The 19,259-nt window shown below is 69.0% G+C and carries 12 protein-coding genes, 1 tRNA gene, 1 other RNA gene and 1 pseudogene; 10 read left to right on the forward strand and 5 right to left on the reverse strand.

All coding sequences use genetic code 11. The features are described from left to right. Positions 1-46: 46 nt before the first annotated feature. Positions 47-145, reverse strand: an RNA gene (gene ffs, locus ACFY7H_RS03380) — signal recognition particle sRNA small type. 119 nt (positions 146-264) lie between these two features. On the opposite strand from ffs, the gene ACFY7H_RS03385 reads away from it, so the two are divergent. Then, positions 265-349: transfer RNA gene (locus ACFY7H_RS03385), tRNA-Ser, on the forward strand. Positions 350-730: 381 nt separating this feature from the next. Continuing rightward, positions 731-1,264 (forward strand): hypothetical protein, encoded by a 534-nt coding sequence (locus ACFY7H_RS03390; RefSeq protein ID WP_388932421.1) that lies wholly within the window; start codon positions 731-733, stop codon positions 1,262-1,264. A gap of 111 nt (positions 1,265-1,375) precedes the next feature. On the opposite strand, the pseudogene ACFY7H_RS03395 reads toward ACFY7H_RS03390, so the two are convergent. Further along, positions 1,376-3,137 (reverse strand): annotated as a pseudogene (locus ACFY7H_RS03395) (tyrosine-type recombinase/integrase). A gap of 68 nt (positions 3,138-3,205) precedes the next feature. Between ACFY7H_RS03395 and ACFY7H_RS03400 the strand changes: the two are divergent. Genes ACFY7H_RS03400 through ACFY7H_RS03410 form a run of 3 tightly spaced genes read left to right on the forward strand, consistent with a single transcriptional unit; the run spans position 3,206 to position 5,616 of the window. After that, the gene (locus ACFY7H_RS03400) at positions 3,206-3,814 is read left to right on the forward strand and encodes a DALR domain-containing protein (RefSeq protein ID WP_388932423.1); all 609 of its coding nucleotides are present in this window, start codon (positions 3,206-3,208) and stop codon (positions 3,812-3,814) included. Further along, positions 3,811-4,380: a 2OG-Fe(II) oxygenase gene (locus tag ACFY7H_RS03405; protein WP_388932426.1), complete on the forward strand. Its 570-nt coding sequence runs from the start codon at positions 3,811-3,813 to the stop codon at positions 4,378-4,380. The genes ACFY7H_RS03400 and ACFY7H_RS03405 overlap by 4 nt, the downstream gene beginning before the upstream one ends. Before the next feature lie 54 nt (positions 4,381-4,434). Continuing rightward, positions 4,435-5,616 (forward strand): serine hydrolase domain-containing protein, encoded by a 1,182-nt coding sequence (locus tag ACFY7H_RS03410; protein ID WP_388932428.1) that lies wholly within the window; start codon positions 4,435-4,437, stop codon positions 5,614-5,616. A 535-nt stretch (positions 5,617-6,151) separates the two neighbouring features. Here ACFY7H_RS03410 and ACFY7H_RS03415 read toward each other — a convergent pair. Further along, positions 6,152-8,188 carry an N-6 DNA methylase gene (locus ACFY7H_RS03415; RefSeq protein ID WP_388932430.1) on the reverse strand — a complete coding sequence of 679 codons (2,037 nt, stop codon included), beginning with the start codon at positions 8,186-8,188 and terminating at the stop codon, positions 6,152-6,154. After that, a complete protein-coding gene (locus tag ACFY7H_RS03420) occupies positions 8,185-10,737 on the reverse strand; it encodes a DEAD/DEAH box helicase family protein (protein WP_388932433.1) in 2,553 nt (850 codons plus the stop codon). The genes ACFY7H_RS03415 and ACFY7H_RS03420 overlap by 4 nt, the downstream gene beginning before the upstream one ends. A gap of 648 nt (positions 10,738-11,385) precedes the next feature. On the opposite strand from ACFY7H_RS03420, the gene ACFY7H_RS03425 reads away from it, so the two are divergent. The 3 genes from ACFY7H_RS03425 to ACFY7H_RS03435 are packed head-to-tail and all read left to right on the forward strand — an operon-like array spanning position 11,386 to position 14,501. Further along, entirely contained in the window at positions 11,386-13,809 is a 2,424-nt protein-coding gene (locus ACFY7H_RS03425; protein ID WP_388932436.1) for a helicase-associated domain-containing protein, read from the forward strand. A gap of 57 nt (positions 13,810-13,866) precedes the next feature. After that, positions 13,867-14,082 (forward strand): type II toxin-antitoxin system VapB family antitoxin, encoded by a 216-nt coding sequence (locus ACFY7H_RS03430; RefSeq protein ID WP_100202944.1) that lies wholly within the window; start codon positions 13,867-13,869, stop codon positions 14,080-14,082. Next, entirely contained in the window at positions 14,079-14,501 is a 423-nt protein-coding gene (locus ACFY7H_RS03435) for a PIN domain nuclease (protein WP_388932439.1), read from the forward strand. Before ACFY7H_RS03430 ends, ACFY7H_RS03435 begins: the two co-directional genes overlap by 4 nt. A 704-nt stretch (positions 14,502-15,205) precedes the next feature. On the opposite strand, the gene ACFY7H_RS03440 is transcribed toward ACFY7H_RS03435, so the two are convergent. Further along, complete coding sequence (locus ACFY7H_RS03440) at positions 15,206-17,794, reverse strand: AAA family ATPase (RefSeq protein ID WP_388932441.1); 2,589 nt, start codon at positions 17,792-17,794, stop codon at positions 15,206-15,208. 212 nt (positions 17,795-18,006) lie between these two features. Between ACFY7H_RS03440 and ACFY7H_RS03445 the strand changes: the two genes are divergently transcribed. After that, the gene (locus ACFY7H_RS03445; protein WP_388932443.1) at positions 18,007-18,558 is read left to right on the forward strand and encodes an NAD(P)H-dependent oxidoreductase; all 552 of its coding nucleotides are present in this window, start codon (positions 18,007-18,009) and stop codon (positions 18,556-18,558) included. 76 nt (positions 18,559-18,634) lie between these two features. Next, positions 18,635-19,078, forward strand: a complete 444-nt coding sequence (locus ACFY7H_RS03450) for a luciferase family protein (protein WP_388932445.1) — start codon at positions 18,635-18,637, stop codon at positions 19,076-19,078. Positions 19,079-19,259: the final 181 nt, after the last annotated feature.

Consider the following 19,259-nt stretch of genomic DNA (forward strand, 5'->3'; position numbering starts at 1 on the left):
ACCGACAACAGCGGCCCGCCGACGCCCCCGGCCCGCCCGCCCGAGAACGCAAAGCGCCCCCCACGCACCCGCCAGAGCCCACTTACCCTTGCTGCCTTCCGGCCCTGGGGGAGTTGGGTGAGATAGCGCCACGTGAGGGGCTGCCCCCCACCCTAGCGGATACGACCCCCCGGAATCGAGCCGGTCCCCCGGCCGATCCGGATCGGGACCACCGATCCGGATCGTGTTCGCGAGCACCCCTCAACGTCTTGTATTGTTTGCGGCGGAGGATTCGCCTAGAGGCCTAGGGCGCACGCTTGGAAAGCGTGTTGGGGGCAACCCCTCACGAGTTCGAATCTCGTATCCTCCGCACTCGCCCACCAGGGCAAACGAAGGACCCGACCGCACAGCGGCCGGGTCCTTCGTCGTTCCGTGGTTGCAGTTTTGGTTGCAGTTGCCGCGATCCACCGGACGTCAGCAGGGCTCCTTCGCGCATCGGCTCTGTCCTACAGGGGCTGATCGCGTACCGCTCGACGGCGAGCACGGCGCCTCTCCGAGAGCAGCGCGCCAAGCGGCCGTGTCGCTATACTCCGCTCGTAGCGGCGCATCGTGCGCGCCCGCTTCCGAGCTGCAGACGCGCCCACACCGCCAGTAGCGACGAGGACAAGGGTCACCGACTCGCACGACGTTGTTCGCCCAGGTCAACCGTGATGCGGCGGTGCGTGTGGGGCTCCGTCAGCGAGGACACACGATGACCAGAGATCGCGCCCGCAAGCAGGAGATCCGAGCCCGGATGGCTCAGACGGGCGAACCGTACAGCGAAGCCCGTCGGCAGCTGACTGTAGAGATCACGGCGTACTGCCAGCAGTGCGGCGAAGAGATCGCCCCCGACGAGGGGAAGCTGTCGCTCAGCAGAGGCGAGCACGAGCGGGCGCGGGCGGCCCGTGAGGCGTTCGAGCGAAAGCGGCAGGAGCGGGTCGCTGCTGCCGCGCCCAACGACTTCCAAGCACGCATTCTCAATCCACGCGACGTTCCACCCCGAGCTCAGTGGGTGGTCTTCCACTACCGGTGCCGTCCGGCGGAGCACTGGGATGGGTACGGGTTCGAGGTAGGCCGCATGCGTACGTATCGCGAACTGATGGGCGTGATCATTCACCTGGCAGACAAGGGCTACTTCGAGCACACCGATCTACAGACAGTCCTGGCTGAGATGCACTACACGGAGCCGTGGGGGGCGGACGAGCAGAAGCGTCGTTTCCGGTCGGTCCGTCCCGTAGAGCTGTGACAGCCAAGTCCCACCAGTGGCGCCCCTCCTGATCTAGACAAGCCGGATGAGGAAGCTGGGGCCTGAACGTGAGCATGGCCGAACCATTCGATTGGTTCGGCCATGCTCAGGTCACCACTCGTCTGTATCGCCGTACTTCCCAGGGTTTCGGGCTCGGTCCACAGCCTGGGCACACGCTTCGACGAAGGCAGCTTCGACGGCTGTCTTATCCGTGCCACGCACTTGGGCCTCGACCTCCTGGCCCAAGCCGGGACGTCGGGTCGTGCGCCAAGCCGAGACGCGGTTGGTGTAGCGGTCAGTCTCGAACTCCCAAGCCGGTACTGCCCACTGCTCGGGGAGCCTGCCCGCCGCGCGTCTGCCGCCAGGAAGGAACAGGGCTCGGGCATGGAAGACCACGACCCGCTCCGGCACACAGTCGCGGATAGCGCTCCCGCCGCCGGGGCCCTGGTGTTCCCAGCGCCAGCGGTCCCATTCCTCGACTTCGGCAGTGTGGTCGGGCCAGTCCTCGCTCCACCGTGCGACGACCTCGTCGGCGTGCTCGCGGTGGAGGAAGGGCACGGGCCGCTCGCCGAGGCGGGCAACGTGGACCACCAGCTCGGCGGGAACGGGGCTCTGGCCGGCCTTCGGCGCGGCTTCCGCCTGGCCCGTGCCCCACAGGAGGCCGCCGACCTTGTCGGCAGTGTCCTTGAGGACGCGGCTGGTCAGGTGCTGGTAGCGGCGGCGCATCCGGGCGGACTTGCCGGGTTCCCAGCCCATGATGGCGTCGACGACCGCGTCGGGGACGCCGAGGATGAGCAGGACGGTGGCTGCGGTGTGGCGGGCGTCGTGGAGGCGAGCGGCGCGGACACCTGCGGCCTTCAGCAGCTCCTTCCACTTGTGGTAGTCCGTGTTCGGGTTCAGGGGCTCGCCGGTGGGCGAGGTGAAGACGTACCCCTTCTCGGTCCACAGGTCGCGGGCAAGGGAACGCTCGCGGGCCTGTTCCTCCTTGTGCTGGCGCAGCAGCTGGATCAGCTCGTCGGGGGCACCGATGGGCCGCTGGCCGGCGCGGGACTTCGCGTTTTTGGTCTCGCGCCGGGTGTTGATCTTCTGGGGGCAGTAGCCGGGCTTGCGGCCGCAGCGGTCGCCGCAGCCGTGCTTGTAGCGGGGCCGCAGCCGGCCGCGCCGTACGCGGATGACGCCGAGGTCGAAGTCGACGTCGTCCCACTGCATGCCGAGGACCTCGCCCTGCCGCAGACCCAGGGCCAGGGCGATGACCCAGCGGGCGGTGTTGCGGTGCTCGGCGGCTTCGGCGAGGAGGCGCTGGACCTCCTCGACCGTGTAAGGGTCGACTTCCTCCTCTTCCAGGCGCGGGGCCTTGGCGATCGTGGCCGGGTTGACGGTGAGGTGGGCGCGGCGGACCGCTTCGTTGAGGGCGGTGCGTACGGTGCGGTGGACCTGGTGGGCGGTGCCGGCGGCGCTGCCAGAGTCCTGCATCTTCTTGTAGAAGCGCTCCAGGTGCTCGGGCTCGAGCTTCTCCAGGCGGTGGGCCCCGAGGTTGGGGATGAGGTGGTGGTTCACCGCGACGCGGTAGCCGTCGATGGTGTTCTCCGAGACGTGCGCTGCGGCAATGTTCTCCACCCAGTGCGTCAGCCACGTCTCCAGCGTCCAGCTCTGACCGACCTTGCGGACCGTTCCCTTGTCACGCTGCCGTTCAAGCTCGCGTACGAGCTTGGTGACCTCGGGGCGGGTCTTGCGACTCACGTGACGCCGGTTCGAGTTTGCCGTTGTCCTTGATCCCGACGGTGACGTAGCCGTGCCATCGACCGTCCTTGCCCTGGAAGATTGACGAGGCGCCGTTGGGCTGGCGGGGTTTCGGTGCGGAGGCTCGCGTCACGCGGCGGCCCCGAAGTCGGTCGCCGACAGTCGGCGGGTCAGGAAGTCGTTCACCGCCTCCGCTACTGGATGCACACCGGTCTGCTGCGGGTGGACGGCGAGAAGATGTCGAAGAGCACCGGCAATTTCCTCACCATCCGCGACGCCCTCACCCGGACGGACTTCCGCACCCTGCGGCATGCCTTCCTCTCCCAGCACTACCGCTCCTCCATGGAGCTGAGTGACTCCACGCTGGAGCAGGCCCGGGGGGCACGCCGCCGGATCGAGAACTTCGCCCGGACCATCGACGCCGCGCACACGGACAGCCAGGCGAACGCCGCACGCGCCGCCGACACCTGGAGGGAGATGCGTGAGCGCCTGGACGACGACTTCGACACCCCCGGCGCCCTGGCCGTCCTCTTCCAGTTCATCCGCGAGCAGAATCGCATGGAGGAGCCGGCTGGCCCGGCCGCTCTGCGGCTGATCGAGGACGTGAACAACCTCTTCGGAACCTTCGACATCCCCGGCGCCGCCCAGAGCGATGCCGCTGTCGACGAACTCGTGAAGGAACGCGACCGGCTCCGTGCGGCGAAGAAGTTCGCCGAGGCCGACGCGATCCGAGACCAGCTCACCCAGCAGGGCGTGATCCTCGAGGACTCGCCCGAAGGCACCCGTTGGTGGAAGGAGCCCACCGCATGACCTGGAAGAGCCGCTTACCGCTCGTCGTAGAGAGCGCGATCCCCCTCAGCCTCTGCGGAGCGCTGATGGACCACGTGAAGAACCAGACCGCCCACCCGCGTACCTACCAGGGTGTCATCGACGAATCGCTACGCAAGAGCGAGTACGTCGAGATCCAGACGCACCTGGAGGAGGCGGTCATCTCGCACTGCGCCGCCCACTTGCGTAGCCACTTCGAGATCGCCCCGCAACGGATACCCACCCAGCCGGCGGTCGTCTACCGCTACGGCCCCGGCGTCGGCTTCGTCGCCCACCACGACGAGGTCACCGACATCGAACGTGAGCGGGCCCGGACCAACGGACAGCCCGTCGTCGGCGGCGACCTCACCCTCGTGATCTGGCTCAACACCCCTGACTCCTTCGGCGGCGGCGAGCTGTTCTTCGAGAACCCCGCCCAGGAGATCAAGCCGCCCTGCGGCACCCTGGTCGCCTTCCCGGCAACCCGCGACCACATCCATGGCGTGCGGCCGATCACGAGCGGCGAACGCGTCACCCTCGTCGTACGCGTCGATGCCAAATGCCTTTGAGCACGGCCCGCTTGCCCTGCCAGAGTGGGCAGCCAAGATGCCAGGATGAGTGGCATGACGACGATCGACGGTGAGGTAGCGCCCGGGTTCGAGCCGGTCCGCGAGGCGTTCATGGAGAACTTCACCCAGCACGGGGACATCGGCGCGGCCGTGTGCGTCTACTGGCACGGCCGGCCGGTGGTCGACCTGTGGGGTGGCGTCGCAGACCCCGAGACCGGCCGTCCGTGGACACGAGACACCCTGCAACTGGTCTACTCGGCGACCAAGGGAGCCACCGCGACCGCGGCACACATGCTGGTCGAACGCGGACTGCTGGACCTTGACGCGCCGGTGGCGAAGTACTGGCCGGAGTTCGCAGCGAACGGCAAGGCGGACATCCCCGTCCGTTGGCTCCTGTCCCACCAGGCCGGCCTGGTCGCCCTGGACCAACCGCTGCCGCTGGCAGAGGCACTGTCCTGGGAGCCCATGGCAGTAGCGCTGGCGGCGCAGCGTCCCCAGTGGACTCCGGGCACCGCACACGGGTACCACGGCCGAACCTGGGGTTGGTTGGTCGGCGAAGTTATCCGCCGGGCCTCCGGCCGCTCACCAAGCCGCTTCTTCGCCGACGAGATCGCGCGCCCTCTCGGACTGGACTTCTTCATCGGCCTGCCGGCGAGCGAGCGCGACCGGGTCAGCCGCATGGTGTACCGGCGACCGGCAGTTGACCTTACGACGGTGCCGGCCGAGTCGGTCCCCGAGGAGCTCCGCGAACAGGTCGCCGCCTGGCGGGACCCGAACTCCTTCAGCAACCGGGCGTTCGCGGTCACCGACCCGGCCGCGATCGACTTCGACTCGCCCGAGGTGCAGGCCGCGGAACTCCCGTCCTCCAACGGCATCGCCACCGCACGGGCCCTCGCACGCATGTACGCCGCGCTGATCGGCGAGGTAGACGGCGTGCGCCTACTCGCCGAGCAGACCCTGTCCTCGGCGATCCAGGAGCAGGCCAACGGCCAGGACCAGGTCATGGTGATCCCGAGCCGATTCAGCACCGGATTCATGCTGCCCACGGAGGGCAACCTCATGACCGGACCGAACGCCTTCGGCCACACCGGCCGCGGCGGCTCGCTCGGCTTCGCCGACCCCGCACAGGGCATCGCCTTCGGCTACACCATGAACCACATCATCAGCGGCTCGGACGATCCTCGCGCGGCTTCGCTGACCGAAGCAGTCCGGAAGTCGCTGACCAGTTCAGGGTGATCGATGGCTGCACGGGCACGTGGCCGACCCGTTCCAGGCTCGTCCCAGCCGAGCCCTTCGGAGCAGCAAACAGTGGTCTATCCAGGTGCCCAGTCACGGATCACGAGGAACGCCGCCTTGTAACCCGATGAGAGGGGAGTGTCGTGAGTCTGCTGCCGACCGCCACGAGCACCGATATGCAGGAACACCAACCCTCCGCACATCGGTGCATCCGCCGCGCTGGCACAGTCCACGACGAAGCCCTCGCGCCCCGCTCCCGTCGGCGCCTGCTCGTCCGAGCCCGCGATCCCCGTCCACCGCTGCGGTGAGAAGTCGGGGACCAGGACACCGGCGGACGGGGGCTGGTGCGCGAAATGGCCAGCCGCCAAATGGGGCCACCCCACGTCCGCCGGAAAGGTCGTATGGGCCGAACTTCCACTCCACAGTCCGGGGTGATTTAGCTCGGTGCGCCTTGGAGGAACCGAGAAGCGCACCGAGCCGCCCCAGAGTCGCTCGTCCAGGCACAGGCCGGACTAGACAGGGAGCCAAGCTGGCGTCACCCCACGGAGGGGCTGGTCTCGCCCGTTTGCCCGCCTGGCTGCTCACGCGGGCTGAACACGGCCGCCTCGAAGGCGGCCAGAGCCCCAACGGACGTCACGGGCAACTCGCGCAGGTGCCGGCGAATTGAGGCGAAGGACCCGATGAGTGCGGACCATGTCTCATGGTCACCTGGCAGTGGCACCGTGATCCGCTGAAGACCATCGATGTAGAGACGGCGACGCACCGCTCCGCGACTCTGCCGCTCAATCTCTGCCCTCCCTTGCTCGCTCTTGAGGTACATGAGCAGGTACTCGGCATCGAACGGTGCATCCTCCGTGAGCCGGAAGACCGCATAGTCAGGGCTGACCCAGCCAGCCTCCTCCTCCCGGCGGCAGAGCGCGATCGAGCCGACGTTGGCACGCATGGGGTTATAGACGAAATCGCCAGGTCGGAGCTCGCGGTAGCGACTGGTGTCGCTGGCGGTCTTGCCCTTGAAGGGTGCCAGGCCACCGGCATTGCTCACGCCCACGAAGCGGTCAGGTGTCTTACCGCCTGCTCGCGCGCCAGCTTCGACGACGAAGTTCCCGATCGGGATGGCCTCCTGGAGCGGATAGTTGTGCAGCTCGGCGTGCGTCTTGACGAGTGCTTCCGTCAGCTCACTCAGGATGCCCAGTCGCGCCTGGAGCTCTTCCAGCTGCTCGCCTGCCGTCTCTGCACCCGTGACCTGCGCCGCGTTTGGCCAGGGGACATCGAGGTCGAAGCCGCTCTCGACGAGCGCGTCGTACGCAACCTCCCAGGAGTATTCGTCCGGCTCGCCTTCGACCAGCCAACGCTCGACACCCTTGAGGACGTCTCGAGTCAGTGGATTAGTCTTGCTATAGGAGCGCTTCCCCGGCGGCGACGGCACCTGGTAATACCGAATAGTCTCGGTACGCCCGCTCATGGTAAAGAAGATGAGATTGGTGCGAATGTCTGCGGCGGCAGGGAAAACCCCTGTGGGCAGGCGCACAATGGCCGTCACGTTGAACTCGTTTACCAAGCGGCGGCGCACAGTTGAAAACGCAGTCTCAGTGCGATACAGAATACCATCTGGGAGAACGATCGCGGCCCGTCCGCCATCGCGCAGTTTGGCCATGCAATGCTGCAGGAAGAGCAATTCGGTGGCAGCGGACTTGCTCGGGAAGTTTTGTTGCACCTGAGGGTTCTCGGTGCCACCAAACGGCGGATTCGTCAGGATGACATCAAATTGGTCGCTCGGGTTGACATTGCGGATGTCCTGTTCGAGCGTGTTCCGCCGGATGATCTGCGGGTCCTCGACGCCGTGCAGGATCAGGTTCATGGTGCCGACGAGCGCGGCAATCTCCCCAGACTCCTGGCCGTAGATCGTCTCTGAGTTGAACTGTTCGCGCTGCTCTGTCGTCTTGGTGGACGGCGCAATGTGCTCGGCGCTCGCGACCAGGAAGCCTGCCGAGCCGCAGCAGGGGTCATAGACCTTCTCGCCGAGTTTCGGGTCGACGCAGCGCACCATGGTCTCAACGACCGGCCGCGGCGTGTAGAACTCACCGGACCAGCCGGCGTCGGCCGTCTGCGCCAGGAGCCACTCGTAGATGACGCTCATGGAGTGATGGTTGTCCAGAGCGTGGAAGTCGATCGAATCGACGATGGAGATGACTTCCTTAAGCGAGTAGCCCGACTTCATGACCGTGCGGACCTCGGCGAAGATTGCGGCGAAGCGCTCAGCCCGGGTGCTACCGGACAGTTCGCGGAGGTAGGGGAGTAGATCGTCGGTGACGAAGTCGATGAGCTGGTCGCCAGTGAGTTTGGAGTTCCTGGCCCAGGTGCCCCAGCGGTACTCATCCTTGATGAGCGGCTTGTAGACGGTACCGTCGATCTTGGCGACCATCTCATGGTTCTCTTCAAGCGAGTCGAAGACCTTCAGGAAGAGCAGCCAGGTGAGCTGCTCCAGGTACTTCAGGGCGTTCTTGGTGTTGTCGTCGGCCCGCATCTTGTCGGATGCTGCCTTGATCTTGGCCTGGAGTTCGGAGAGGGTCATGCGTTGCTTTCGGGCTCGAAGAGGGCGCGGGGGATGGCCCCAAGGAAGGAGGCGACCTTCTCTGGTCCGCCAAGGAGTGACGTTACCCCGAGGATGCCACCCCAGCGGGCCACGAACGGAGGCAGTCGAAAGAGTTCGCTACTGGCGATTTCTGCCACGCCTCCCAGACGGAATTTGTCCAGCACGGCCACGATGAAACCGTCGGGAAGATCGGGGAACTCGGCAACCAGCACCGGCTCAGCCGCGGTCGCTCGGGCAGATAGATTCACCGGCTCGAAGTCGAAACCGACGCAGGCTAGAAGGTCGAAGGCGTCGACATCGGCGCGTACCAGCACCAGCGACAGTAGTTCGGGAGTGACCTGCCGCATGCCGAGGTATTCGCTGAGTTCGGCACGCTTGTTCTTGTCGACCCATTTGTTCCGAAGCTCCTCGAGCGAGCTGATCCGCTCGAGGATTGAGGACTTCGCTCGCTCGAGGTACTCGTTGCTGTGTATGACGTTGCCGTTGCCGAGGTCCAGCTCTACCTCTTCGGCGATGGCCACGTCGACGCCAGAGATCCTGATCCGGAGATCGACCTGGGATGGCTTGCGCAGGGCCACTTCCAGCTCGGTGGCTTCTGCCTCTGTTGTGTCGACGCGCAGGTGCCGACGGGTGTAGCCCCTGCTGGTCACGAAGACGTCAACGACTGTGCCCGGCAACTCCTCGATACGGAATGCACCGTCGTAGTCGGTCCGAGCCTCAGCGAGCAGGCGCCCAGTCAGACGAACGGAGATCGAGGCATCGGCGATTAGTTCGCCTGTCTCGTCGTCCCTGACGACCCCGGCCACAACTAGATCACCTTCCATCGGACCAGCGACTGGGGGTGACGTGGGCAGATCCCAGTCGTCGAAGAGGCGAGTAGCGTTGGTGTAGTCGATGATCCGGAAGTACGTCTTGCCGGTGATCGGGTCGACCCGGCTTCCCCTCCCGATGATCTGCTTGAACATCGTTACTGAGCTGATCGGCCGCATGAAGACGATGTTGCGTACCGAGGGCGCGTTGACACCAGTCGAGAGCAGGTCAACGGTGGTGACGACAATCGGTTCCTTGCTGGAGGCCAACTGGAACTGCTCCAGGATGGCTCCGGCATCCCGTTCTTCGCTGACGATCCGGGCGGCGTAGAGGTTCTTTCCGGTCTCGGATCCGAGCAGGTCCTGCATCTCGCTGCGCACCAAGTCGGCGTGTTCCATGGTGACGCAGAAGATTATGGTCTTGTCGAGGGCGCCGTTCGTCCGCAGCACGCCGGCCAGGTGCTGGCACAGCAGGCGGGTGCGGTCGGGGACCACAATGGCCCGCTCGAACTCGCGCATCTCGTAGGTGTCCCGAGGCGTGGCGCCCTCCGGGACGATGAGCTCGGCACCGCGCTCAACCTCCTCCTGGATGACCAGGCTTTCGTCGACGGTGGTCTTGACTCTGAGTACCTTGTAGGTCGCGAGGTAGCCGTCGTCAATGCCGCGACCGAGGGAGTATTCGAAGATAGGGCGTGGGATACCGCCCTCATCCAGGTTTTCGCCAGCGAAGAAGGCATAGGTGTCGATGGAGTCGTCCTGCTTCGGCGTTGCGGTCATGCCCATATGGAAGGCGTCCGAAAAATACTCCAAGATCGCACCCCAGTCTCCGTAGCCGCTGCGGTGGCACTCGTCGACGATGACAATATCGAAATAGCCCTTGGGGTAGCGCTCAAAGACCTTCCCACCGCCGGGGGCGTCGGCGTAGAGCGTCTGGTAGATGGCGAAGTGGACCTCACGTGCCAACGGGACGTCGGGGCCGGATACCACTCCGCGGCGCTCCCCCAGCCCGCCAAATTCGTTGTATGCCTGATCGCGCAGGCTGACCCGGTCAGCGATGAACAAGATGCGTCGGGCGTATCCGGTGGCCAGCAGCTTGTAGGCGAAGTTGAAGGCGATGAACGTCTTGCCCGTGCCGGTGGCCAGCGAGAGCAGAGCGCGGTGGCGACCAGTGAGGACCTGCTCGATCGCGGCCGAGACTGCATGCTCCTGGTAGTAGCGCATGGCTGGCGCACCGGGAAGCGCGAAGGCTGGCTGCAGGAGCGGGTTCGGCACCTGGTCGCCGCCACGGCCCGTGACGGTCTTGCCGCGCCACGTTGCTCCGGCCTCGAAGCGCAGACGGAGCTCGTCAGGCGTCGGGAAGGCATGGAGCTGTCGCACCTGCCCCGTGCGCAAGTCTTGCTCTACGATGCCGTGCCCGTTCGTCGAGTAGGCGAATGGCGCCGCCAGATCGACGGCGTACGCCAGGGCCTGCTGGAGGCCGGCGCCTTCGGCGTGAGACTCGTCCTTGGCCTCGACGACGGCGAGGATGCAGCCGCGCGGCTCGGTGCGCAGAACGTAGTCGACGAACTGTGGATTATCGCGAACAGTCTGATCACCAAGCAGCCGCAGTTTGCCTGGGCGGTACATGTACTCCTCGTCGACCAGCCCGTCTGCCCAACCTGCAGCTGCCAGAAGCGGGTCGATCAACTGGAGGCGCGTCTCCTTCTCATTTAGGCTCACCTGCCTAGTCTGGCAGCAGGGCCTGACACCGCAGAGCGAAATCGAACATGACGGGTCACAAGACGCTGGGCAGACGCTGGCTGTCAGAGCCCGTCCCCGGTGCAGGTGGCTGCACCCCTCAACTCTCGCCGGAACCGTCTGAGCAGTGTCGCGAGTGCCGCAATCGGCACCCGTTTGCCAGGCCGTGGCTCCCTGGTCACCTCCAGGTGGCTGGCAAGGGCTGGTTGCAGTTCTGGTTGCATTCGCCTCCGTCCGGGGCCGTCCGGACTGAGGCAATCAGAACGCTCCGCCGCAGGTCAGGACGTATACGGCCCCCGCCGGACGAGCGTACGAACATTTGGAAAGCGTGTTGGGGGCAACCCCTCACGAGTTCGAATCTCGTATCCTCCGCAGCCGCCTGAACAGGCGAAACGAAGAGCCGGACCGCTGATTGCGGTCCGGCTCTTCGGCATGCCCTGGTTGCAGTTCCGGTTGCATTTATATCGCCTCAATCGGGATATTTCAGGGTCCGCGCAACACCGCCTGCGGAACGCGGTCCTCGAGGAGGGAACCGCTCCCGTTCGTCACCCGCGCCGCCGGCGTGTGCACCATGCTTGGCTCTGCACCGGGGCCGTTCCGGTGCCGCTGCCCGGTCCGACGAGGTGCCCCATGAAGTCCCGATCAACGCTGGCAGCCTGGCTGGGTTCGCTCGACGCTCCGCGCCTGGCACGCGTACTCGCCACGCGGAAAGACGCGGCGGCGGCTCCAGAACCCCGCACGGTGGGGGAGCTGGCGGACCGCCTCCAGCGCCCGGGGTCGGTGGCACTCGCCCTGCCGCCACTCACGCTGCCGTGCCTGCAAGTGGCCGAGGCGCTGGCGGCGCGGGGAGGACCGGCCTCGCGCGACGACCTGGCGAAGCTGCTGGGAGCAGAGGACGGCGAAGCCGCTCGCGGCCTGGACTTTACGCTGGAGGCACTGGCCGATCACGCCCTGGTGTGGCCGGACGGCGCAGGCGCACTCCGCATGGCCTCTCCCCTGCGGCAGGCGTGGGAGGCACCCCTGGGGCTGGACGCCCCTCTGGAGAAACTGCTGGCAGGCGCGACCTCGGAGGAGCTGCGCGCCATGCTGGTGGCACTCGGTATCAAGCCGCCGAGCACCAAGCAGCAGCGGCTGGCGGCCTTGGTGGAACACCACAGCGACCCGGAAGCCGTCGCCGAAGTCGTGGCACGGGCACCCGCGATCACCCGGGAGCTGCTTGCCCGTCGAGCGGACTCCACCGCGGGGCAGCGGCAGTTCGTCATGTTCGGGTCGCCCGGCCCCGACCTCGAACCCGGCGCGCGGTGGGCACTCGACCGGGGACTGCTGATCGTGGACCGTCACCGGTACGGTCCCGCGCGCATGCCCGTCGAAGTGGCGCTGGCACTGCGCGGGCCGGGCTGGCACGCCCCGTTCGATCCCCTTCCGCCTTCCGCGCAGTCGGTGGCCATCGGCTCCGCCGAGGTGGAGCGGGAGGCCGCAGCTGCGGCCACGGCGTTCGCCGCCCAGGCCGCATCGGTCCTGGCCGCGTGCTCCGCGTCTGCGCCGGCCAGGCTCAAATCCGGCGGGATCGGTGCCCGCGAACTGGCCCGGATCGGCAAGGCCGCCCAAGCCGACGACGCCGTCGTACGCCTCACCCTGGAAACCGCGTACCCGGCCGGGCTGCTGGGCCGAGACGGTGACCGCGTAGCACCCACCGAGACATACGACGCCTGGGCGGAACAGGAGCCCGCCGAACGACTCGCCGTACTGCTCCGGGCATGGCACCACTTGACTCTCACCCCCACCCAAGCGCGCGACGAGGACAACAAGGCACTCCCCGCCCTCGCCGGAGCACCTCCCTGCGGCGGCTGCCTGCAAGCCCGGCACGGGCTGCTCCACGCGGCGGCACAACTCCCGGCGGGACACGGCGCGACCACCGGCTCGAACCTGGGGCCGCTGGTGGCCTGGTACCGCCCGCTCGCCGACTCGTCACCTCAGGACGGGACACCGTTCGCCGCTCTGATCCGCGAGGCCGAGCTGCTCGGCGTACTCGCTCGCGGCGCACTTTCTCCCCTCGGTACCGCCCTGCTGGAAGACGACGCGGCAGCTTTGGCCGCCGCGTGCGGGCGACTCCTGCCCACGGCTACCCGAACGGCCCGGATCGGCGCCGACCTCACCGCAATCGTCACCGGCACGCCGTCCGCGCCACTCGCCTCGCTGCTGGATTCCGTCGCCGACCGCGAGACCAGCGGGACGGCCTCGGTGTGGCGGTTCAGTACCGGCAGCGTCCGCCGGGCCCTGGATGCGGGGCATCCGCCTGACGGCCTCGCAGCCGACCTGGCCGCCGTCGCCGCCGGGCCGCTGCCCCAGCCCCTGTCCTATCTCATCGCCGACACCGCCCGCGGTCACGGCCGCGTGCGCATCGCCCCCGCCGCCTGCGTCATCCACGGCGAGGAGCCGGCGCTCCTCACCGAGATCGCCGCCCACCGCAAGCTCGGCAAACTCGGCCTGCGGCAGCTCGCGCCCACAGTGCTGATAAGCCGCAGCCCGCTGGAGACGACCCTCGCCGCGCTCCGGGCCGAGGGCTACGCCCCCGTCGGCGAGAGCGCCGACGGAACCGTACGCATCGAGAAGGAACGACCGCAGAGGGCCGCCGCCGTACCGACCCCCCGAAAGGCCGGCACGGGCTCCGGCCGCCACAACGCGGTCAAGCGCACCGTGAGGACACCGGCCGGGACCGACCCGAACACCCTGGCCGTCCGCCTGCTCACCGCCCCACCCACTACCCCGGACCCCGACCCCCTCGGCAGTGGGGTCCCCTTCGGCACCGACACCGAGGAGATCGTCGCCGGGTACGCGAAGCGGCTGTCCTACACCGATGTCCGCCAGCTCGCCCATGCCGTCGACACGGGAACGCCCATCACCGTCGAATACGTCGCGACCTCCGGCAACCGCACGGTACGCACCCTCAGCCGCCTCGAACTCGACCCGCCCTACCTCGAAGCCTGGTGCCACCTGCGAGAGGACGAGCGCGTCTTCACCCTCTCCCGGATCCACAGCGTCATGCCCTCGTAGCCGTCCGTGCGCAGTTTCAGATATACTTTGCTCCATAGTTGATATCAGGAGGTGCACATGAGCCGAACCGTCATCGATCTGGACGACGAGTTGGTCGCCGACGTGGCGAAAGCCCTGGGAACGAGCACCAAGAAGGAAACGGTCAACACAGCGCTCCGCGAAGTGCTGGAAAACCGGCGCCGCGCACTGGCCCTCACCCGGCTCCGCGCCGCCGCCGATCAGGGCGCCTTCGACCTGGAGTTGTTCGAGGACAAGAGGAACTACCGGCGGTGAACGCGGCACAGTTCCTGATCGACACCAGCGCCCTCGCACGCTTCCTGACGGGAGACGCGGAGCAGTACGGCTGGGACCAGGCGGCAGCCGCCGGGCTCATCGCCACCTGCCCCATCACGGAGCTGGAATTCTTCTACAGCGCCCGGTCCGCCGCCGACCGGGCGCGCGGCATCGAGGACATCCGGCTGATCTTTGGCTGGGTCCCCGTCGACGACCGCGCTTACGACCGCGCCTGGCAGGTTCAGGAGGCCCTGACCAAGCAGGGCAAGCACCGCAGTGCGGGCGCGGTGGATCTCGTGGTGGCCGCAACAGCGGAGCTGCAGGGCCTCACGCTCCTACACCGCGACCACGACTTCGAATGCATCGCCGCCGTGACCGGCCAGCCCCTCCAGTGGTACGGCCCGGAGGGCCGTAAGTAGTCGAGCAGTGGTTGCAGTTCTGGTTGCATTCGCCCCCGTCCGGGGCCGTCCGCCAGGTAGCACCTCAGGCACTTCACCCCACGTCAGGGCGGGTACGGCCTCCGCCGGACGGCCATACGAACATTTGGAAAGCGTGTTGGGGGCAACCCCTCACGAGTTCGAATCTCGTATCCTCCGCCAGTGCCTCACCGGGCACTTGAAGGCCCCGACCGGGAAACCGGCCGGGGCCTTCCGCGTTGCGTGGTCTCAGTTCCCGTCTCCGTCATTTACGACACAGTCGGACGATCTACCGCATTCCAGCCTCGATGGCTACCCACCGTGCTCCCAAGGATTCAGCAGGAGTACGCCTGATCTCGCCAGCTGCTTGATGTTGCGGCTCACCAGCGTCCAGCCGTTCGCCGGCGCGGTGGCGGCGATCAGCGCATCGGGTGATCGATGCTGGTCCCGGCGCTCTTGAGCCTCCGGTGCAGCGCGAGGTACGCGAGCGCCTCCCGCTCTCCGACCGTGGCGAGCCGGTCTCGGTACTGATCACGGATGTCGGCGAGCGCCCGCTCAAAAGCGGGTCATCGCACCAGATCCGCAGTCCCCTGGATGCCCGCTTCGGTCTCCGCGATCGTGATGACGCGCGGCCCGCGGCCGCCCGCGGCTGGATTCTTCGGCGGACGAGCAAGGGCAGTCCCTGACGAAGGTGATCGCGAGGGCCGTCAGTCCAGGTTCAGGCGGGCCAGTTCCGTGCGGGACCGGATGCCCAGCTTCGGGTAGGCCTTGTACAGGTGGTGCTCCACCGTGCGCGGGCTCAGGAAGAGAAGGGCGGCTACCTCGCGGCTGCTGCGGCCCTCCGCCGCCAGGCGGACCACCTGGAGCTCCTGCGGGGTGAGGCGGTCGGCGAGGGCGCGGGCGGTGGGGACGGCCGGGGTGGCGGACTCGCCCGCGGCGCGGAGTTCGGCGCGGGTGCGGTCGGCCCAGGGGGTGGCCTGAAGGCGCTCGAAGATCTCCAGGGCTTCGTGCAGGCGGGCCCGGGCCTCCGCCTGGCGGCGGGCGCGGCGCAGCCACTCGCCGTGGACCAGCAGGGTGCGGGCGGCCTCGAAGGGGCGCCCGCTCTTCGCGTGGAGCGCTTCGGCCTCCGCGTACGCGTCCTCCCGTCCCGTCAGCTGCGCCTCGCAGCGCAGCGCGAGGGCCCGGGCCCAGGGCTGGCCCCCGGCCTCCGCCCAGGACACCAGGCGCTGCCACGGGAGCCGGGCGCGCTCGGGGGCGCCGAGGCGTACCGCGGCCTCGACGAGGTCGCCGGTCGCGGCCACCAGGGCCGTCATGTAGTGGGCCGGGCGGGTCCACGCCGACTCCAGGCGGACCAGGGCGTCCTCGTAGCGGCCCAGGCCCAGGTCGAGCAGGCCGAGCAGGCAGGCGACCGCGATCCCGCCGTCGACCGGCCCCCCGGCCACGGGCCGGCAGCGCTCGGGGTCTCCCTCGATCGCGGCGATCCGGGCGAGGGCCACGTCCAGTCGGCCGATGCGCTGTGGCATGCCGCAGTCCTCGGCGACGGCCCGGGCCTCGGCCACCGAGGCCTCCGCGTCGCGGTGCCGGCCCTGGATGACCTGGAGCCGGGCCAGCATCTGGAGGGCCTCCGGGAGTCCGCCGACCAGGCCGGCGCGGCGTCTGCGGGCCACTTCGGCGACGACCAGTTCCTCCGTCCGGCCGTCATCGCCGAGCAGGGCCGCGGCGTAGACGGGACGCATGCCCGGTCCGCCCTCGGCGACGGCCTCGGCGAGGGCTGCGAGACCGGCGCGGTGGTCGCCGTCCACCAGCCCGGCCATGCCCTGGACGGTGTGGTCGCCGGGGAGGAGCCCGGCGCAGGCGCGCACGGAGTCGGCGTCGCCGGAGAACCACGCGTACGTCGCCGCGGTGCGCAGCATCGACGCCGCCGGCCCGGGCTCGGCCTCCGGGGCGCCTGCGACGAGGAGGCGCGCCGCGGCGGCCTGGTCTCCGCGCTCGAACTCCACGGCGGCGCGGACCTCGGCGAGGGCCGCCCGGTCCGTTCCGGTGGTGGCGAGCGGGCCGGCCTGTTCGGCCAGTACTCCGGCCAGGCGCAGGTCCCCGGCGCCCACCGCCGCGGCGGCCGCGCGGCGCAGCATGCGTCCGCGGTCCGGCAGGGAGGTGGTGAGGGCCGCGGCACGCTGGTAGAGGTCACAGGCGATGGCGGGGGCGGCCCGGTCCCGGGCGCGGTCCGCCGCCCGGGCGACTTCCGCGGCGACCGAGGCGTCCGGTCCGAGGGCGGCCAGCGCCAGGTGGCGGGCGCGGGCGTCCGAGTCCGCGGCCAGGCCGGCCAGCTCGCGGTGTACGCGGGCCCGCTGGACGGAGGCGGCGCTCTGGTAGGCGGCGGCGCGGATCAGCGGGTGCCGGAAGGCCGGCTGGACGCCGTCGATCCGGAGCAGCCCCGACCGTTCCGCCGCCTCCAGCGCCTGCGGCCCGTTGCCGCCCAGCGCGTCGACGGCGGCCAGTACGGAGGCCAGGTCGCGGCTGCTGTCGGCGGCGGCGGTGAGCAGCAGCAGCCGGACGTCGGAGGGGAGTTCGGCGATCGTGTCGCGGAACGAGGCGAGCACCCGGTCGGTGACGTGCCGGCCGGCGGAGGGCCCTGAGGTGCGGTCGCTCCGGCCGAACTCCAGGAGTGCGAGAGGGTTTCCGTCCGCGTCCTCGAGGACCTGCTCGCGTCGCGGGGCGGGCAGCCGGTACCGGTCGAGCACTTTCGCGGCGGCCTGCCGGTCCAGGCGGGGGAGGAAGAGTTCCGGGAGACCGCGCGCGTCGAACCCTTCCTCCCGCGCGGCGAAGACGAGCGCCACCGGCTCGGCGTCGAGCCGGCGGGCCGCGAACAGCAGGGCGTCCGCGCTGCTCTGGTCCAGCCACTGGGCGTCGTCGACCACGCAGAGCACCGGGCCGGACTCGGCGAGGTGGGCGAGCAGGGTGAGCAGCGCGAGCCCGGTGGTGTACCGGTCCGCGGGGACGGCGGAACCGCCCAGTACCGTACGCAGCGCCTCCGCCTGCGGGCCGGACAGCTGCGCCACCACGTCCTGCAAGGGCCACAGCAGTTGGAGCATGGCGGCGCCGACGAGGTCGCGTTCCGCCTCGCAGCCGGTCACCCGCAGCACCGTGTGCACCGGCGCCTCCGAGACGCGGTCCAGCAGGGCCGACTTGCCGATGCCCGCCTCCCCGCGCAGGACGAGCGCGCCTCCGCGCCCCTCGCGCGCCGCGCCGAGCAGTGCGTCCAGCGCCGCTTCCTCGGTCTGCCGTCCGTAGAGCATGTGCCGCTTCCCCCCTCGCTGCTCGCGCCGCCCCTGACGGGCTTACGCAGGCGCCGGCTTACGCAGCACTGACGTGCGCAACCGCCGGCTTACGTAGCCGCTGCCAGAAACCTTACTGATCCGGCCGGTAGCCGCCCCTGCCTACTGTCGGGAGCAGCTTCGCGGTACCCGCCGCGGCCTGTCCCTCAGGTCTCTCAGCAAGGAGTCCGACCATGACCGTGCGTGTCCTCGCCCTCGTCGGCAGCCTCCGGGCCGGCTCGCACAACCGGCAGCTGGCCGAGGCGGCCGTCAAGCACGCGCCCGAGCACGTCTCCGTCGAGATCCACGCCGGTCTGGCGGAAATCCCCTTCTACAACGAGGACATCGACGTCGCGGGCGCCGTACCGGGCCCGGCGGCGGCCCTGCGGGAGGCGGTGGCCGGGGCGGACGCGCTGCTGTTCGTCTCGCCCGAGTACAACGGCACCATCCCCGCCGTGCTGAAGAACGCGATCGACTGGCTGTCCCGTCCGTACGGGACGGGCGCGATCACCGGCAAGCCGGTCGCCGTCATCGGTACCGCCCTGGGCAGTTACGGAGGGGTCTGGGCCCAGGACGAGACCCGCAAGTCCGCCGGTATCGCCGGCGCCGCCGTGCTCGAACAGGCGCGGCTCGCCCTCCCCCGCTCCCTCACCCGCTTCGCCGACACCCACCCCGGCGACGACAGCGAGGTCGTCACCGGAATCCTCCAGGTCCTCGACCAGCTCGCCGCCAAGTCGACCGTCTGAAACGTCCGGGCTGACGTACCGCAGCTCCGTCTGGCATTCACTGCGGCCGGGTCACCGGCCGGAAAGGAACACCGCCATGCTCATCCTGACTCCCCGTGAAGGCGCCGCGCCGAGGGTCTTCGGACCGGCTCCGCACGGCCAGGGCTCCCAGATCTCCCCGATCATGCTGCAGGAGGAGCTGTGGGAGCGGATGCGCGCGCTGCCGTACGTCTACATGGCGCCCACGCTGGTCTCGGTGCCGCACGCCCGTTCTCTCTTCATCCCCGAGGGCATCGGCACGGGCCCGGTGGAGGCCTTCCAGCGCGGCCGTGAGTGGGCGCACATCCACCCCCACCACGACGGCTCGCTGCACCTGACGCTGCCGCGGGACGCCGAGGCCGACGTCATCGCCGCGGGCTGGGGCGTGCACCACCCGGCGCAGCCGGTGACGCTCATCTACGGGCCCCGGACCGCGGAGGAGCTGGAGACCGTCTGGAAGATCGTCCAGTTCTCCTACCGGTACGCGGTCGGCGCGAAGTGAAGCCCCCCGGCCCGGCCGGCCGTCGGAGCCGGCGAGGCCGCCCGGCGGTGGAGCGGGGCGGAACGCGCCGGCTTCGCTGAGCGGCCGGGTCCCCAGGCAGTGTCCGCCCCCGCGCGGTGGACACTGCCTGTTCCCGTGCGGCGCTCCCGGGGCCCGGCGCTCGCGCCGGCGCGGGGCCTGC

Source organism: Streptomyces sp. NPDC012794, from assembly GCF_042901085.1.
Taxonomy (GTDB): domain Bacteria; phylum Actinomycetota; class Actinomycetes; order Streptomycetales; family Streptomycetaceae; genus Streptomyces.

Coding starts and splice junctions, on each gene's coding strand:
- ACFY7H_RS03390 (WP_388932421.1), top strand. CDS start 731: ATGACCAGAGATCGCGCCCGCAAGCAGGAGATCCGAGCCCGGATGGCT.
- ACFY7H_RS03400 (WP_388932423.1), top strand. CDS start 3,206: ATGCACACCGGTCTGCTGCGGGTGGACGGCGAGAAGATGTCGAAGAGC.
- ACFY7H_RS03405 (WP_388932426.1), top strand. CDS start 3,811: ATGACCTGGAAGAGCCGCTTACCGCTCGTCGTAGAGAGCGCGATCCCC.
- ACFY7H_RS03410 (WP_388932428.1), top strand. CDS start 4,435: ATGACGACGATCGACGGTGAGGTAGCGCCCGGGTTCGAGCCGGTCCGC.
- ACFY7H_RS03415 (WP_388932430.1), bottom strand. CDS start 8,188: ATGACCCTCTCCGAACTCCAGGCCAAGATCAAGGCAGCATCCGACAAG.
- ACFY7H_RS03425 (WP_388932436.1), top strand. CDS start 11,386: ATGAAGTCCCGATCAACGCTGGCAGCCTGGCTGGGTTCGCTCGACGCT.
- ACFY7H_RS03430 (WP_100202944.1), top strand. CDS start 13,867: ATGAGCCGAACCGTCATCGATCTGGACGACGAGTTGGTCGCCGACGTG.
- ACFY7H_RS03440 (WP_388932441.1), bottom strand. CDS start 17,794: ATGCTCTACGGACGGCAGACCGAGGAAGCGGCGCTGGACGCACTGCTC.
- ACFY7H_RS03445 (WP_388932443.1), top strand. CDS start 18,007: ATGACCGTGCGTGTCCTCGCCCTCGTCGGCAGCCTCCGGGCCGGCTCG.
- ACFY7H_RS03450 (WP_388932445.1), top strand. CDS start 18,635: ATGCTCATCCTGACTCCCCGTGAAGGCGCCGCGCCGAGGGTCTTCGGA.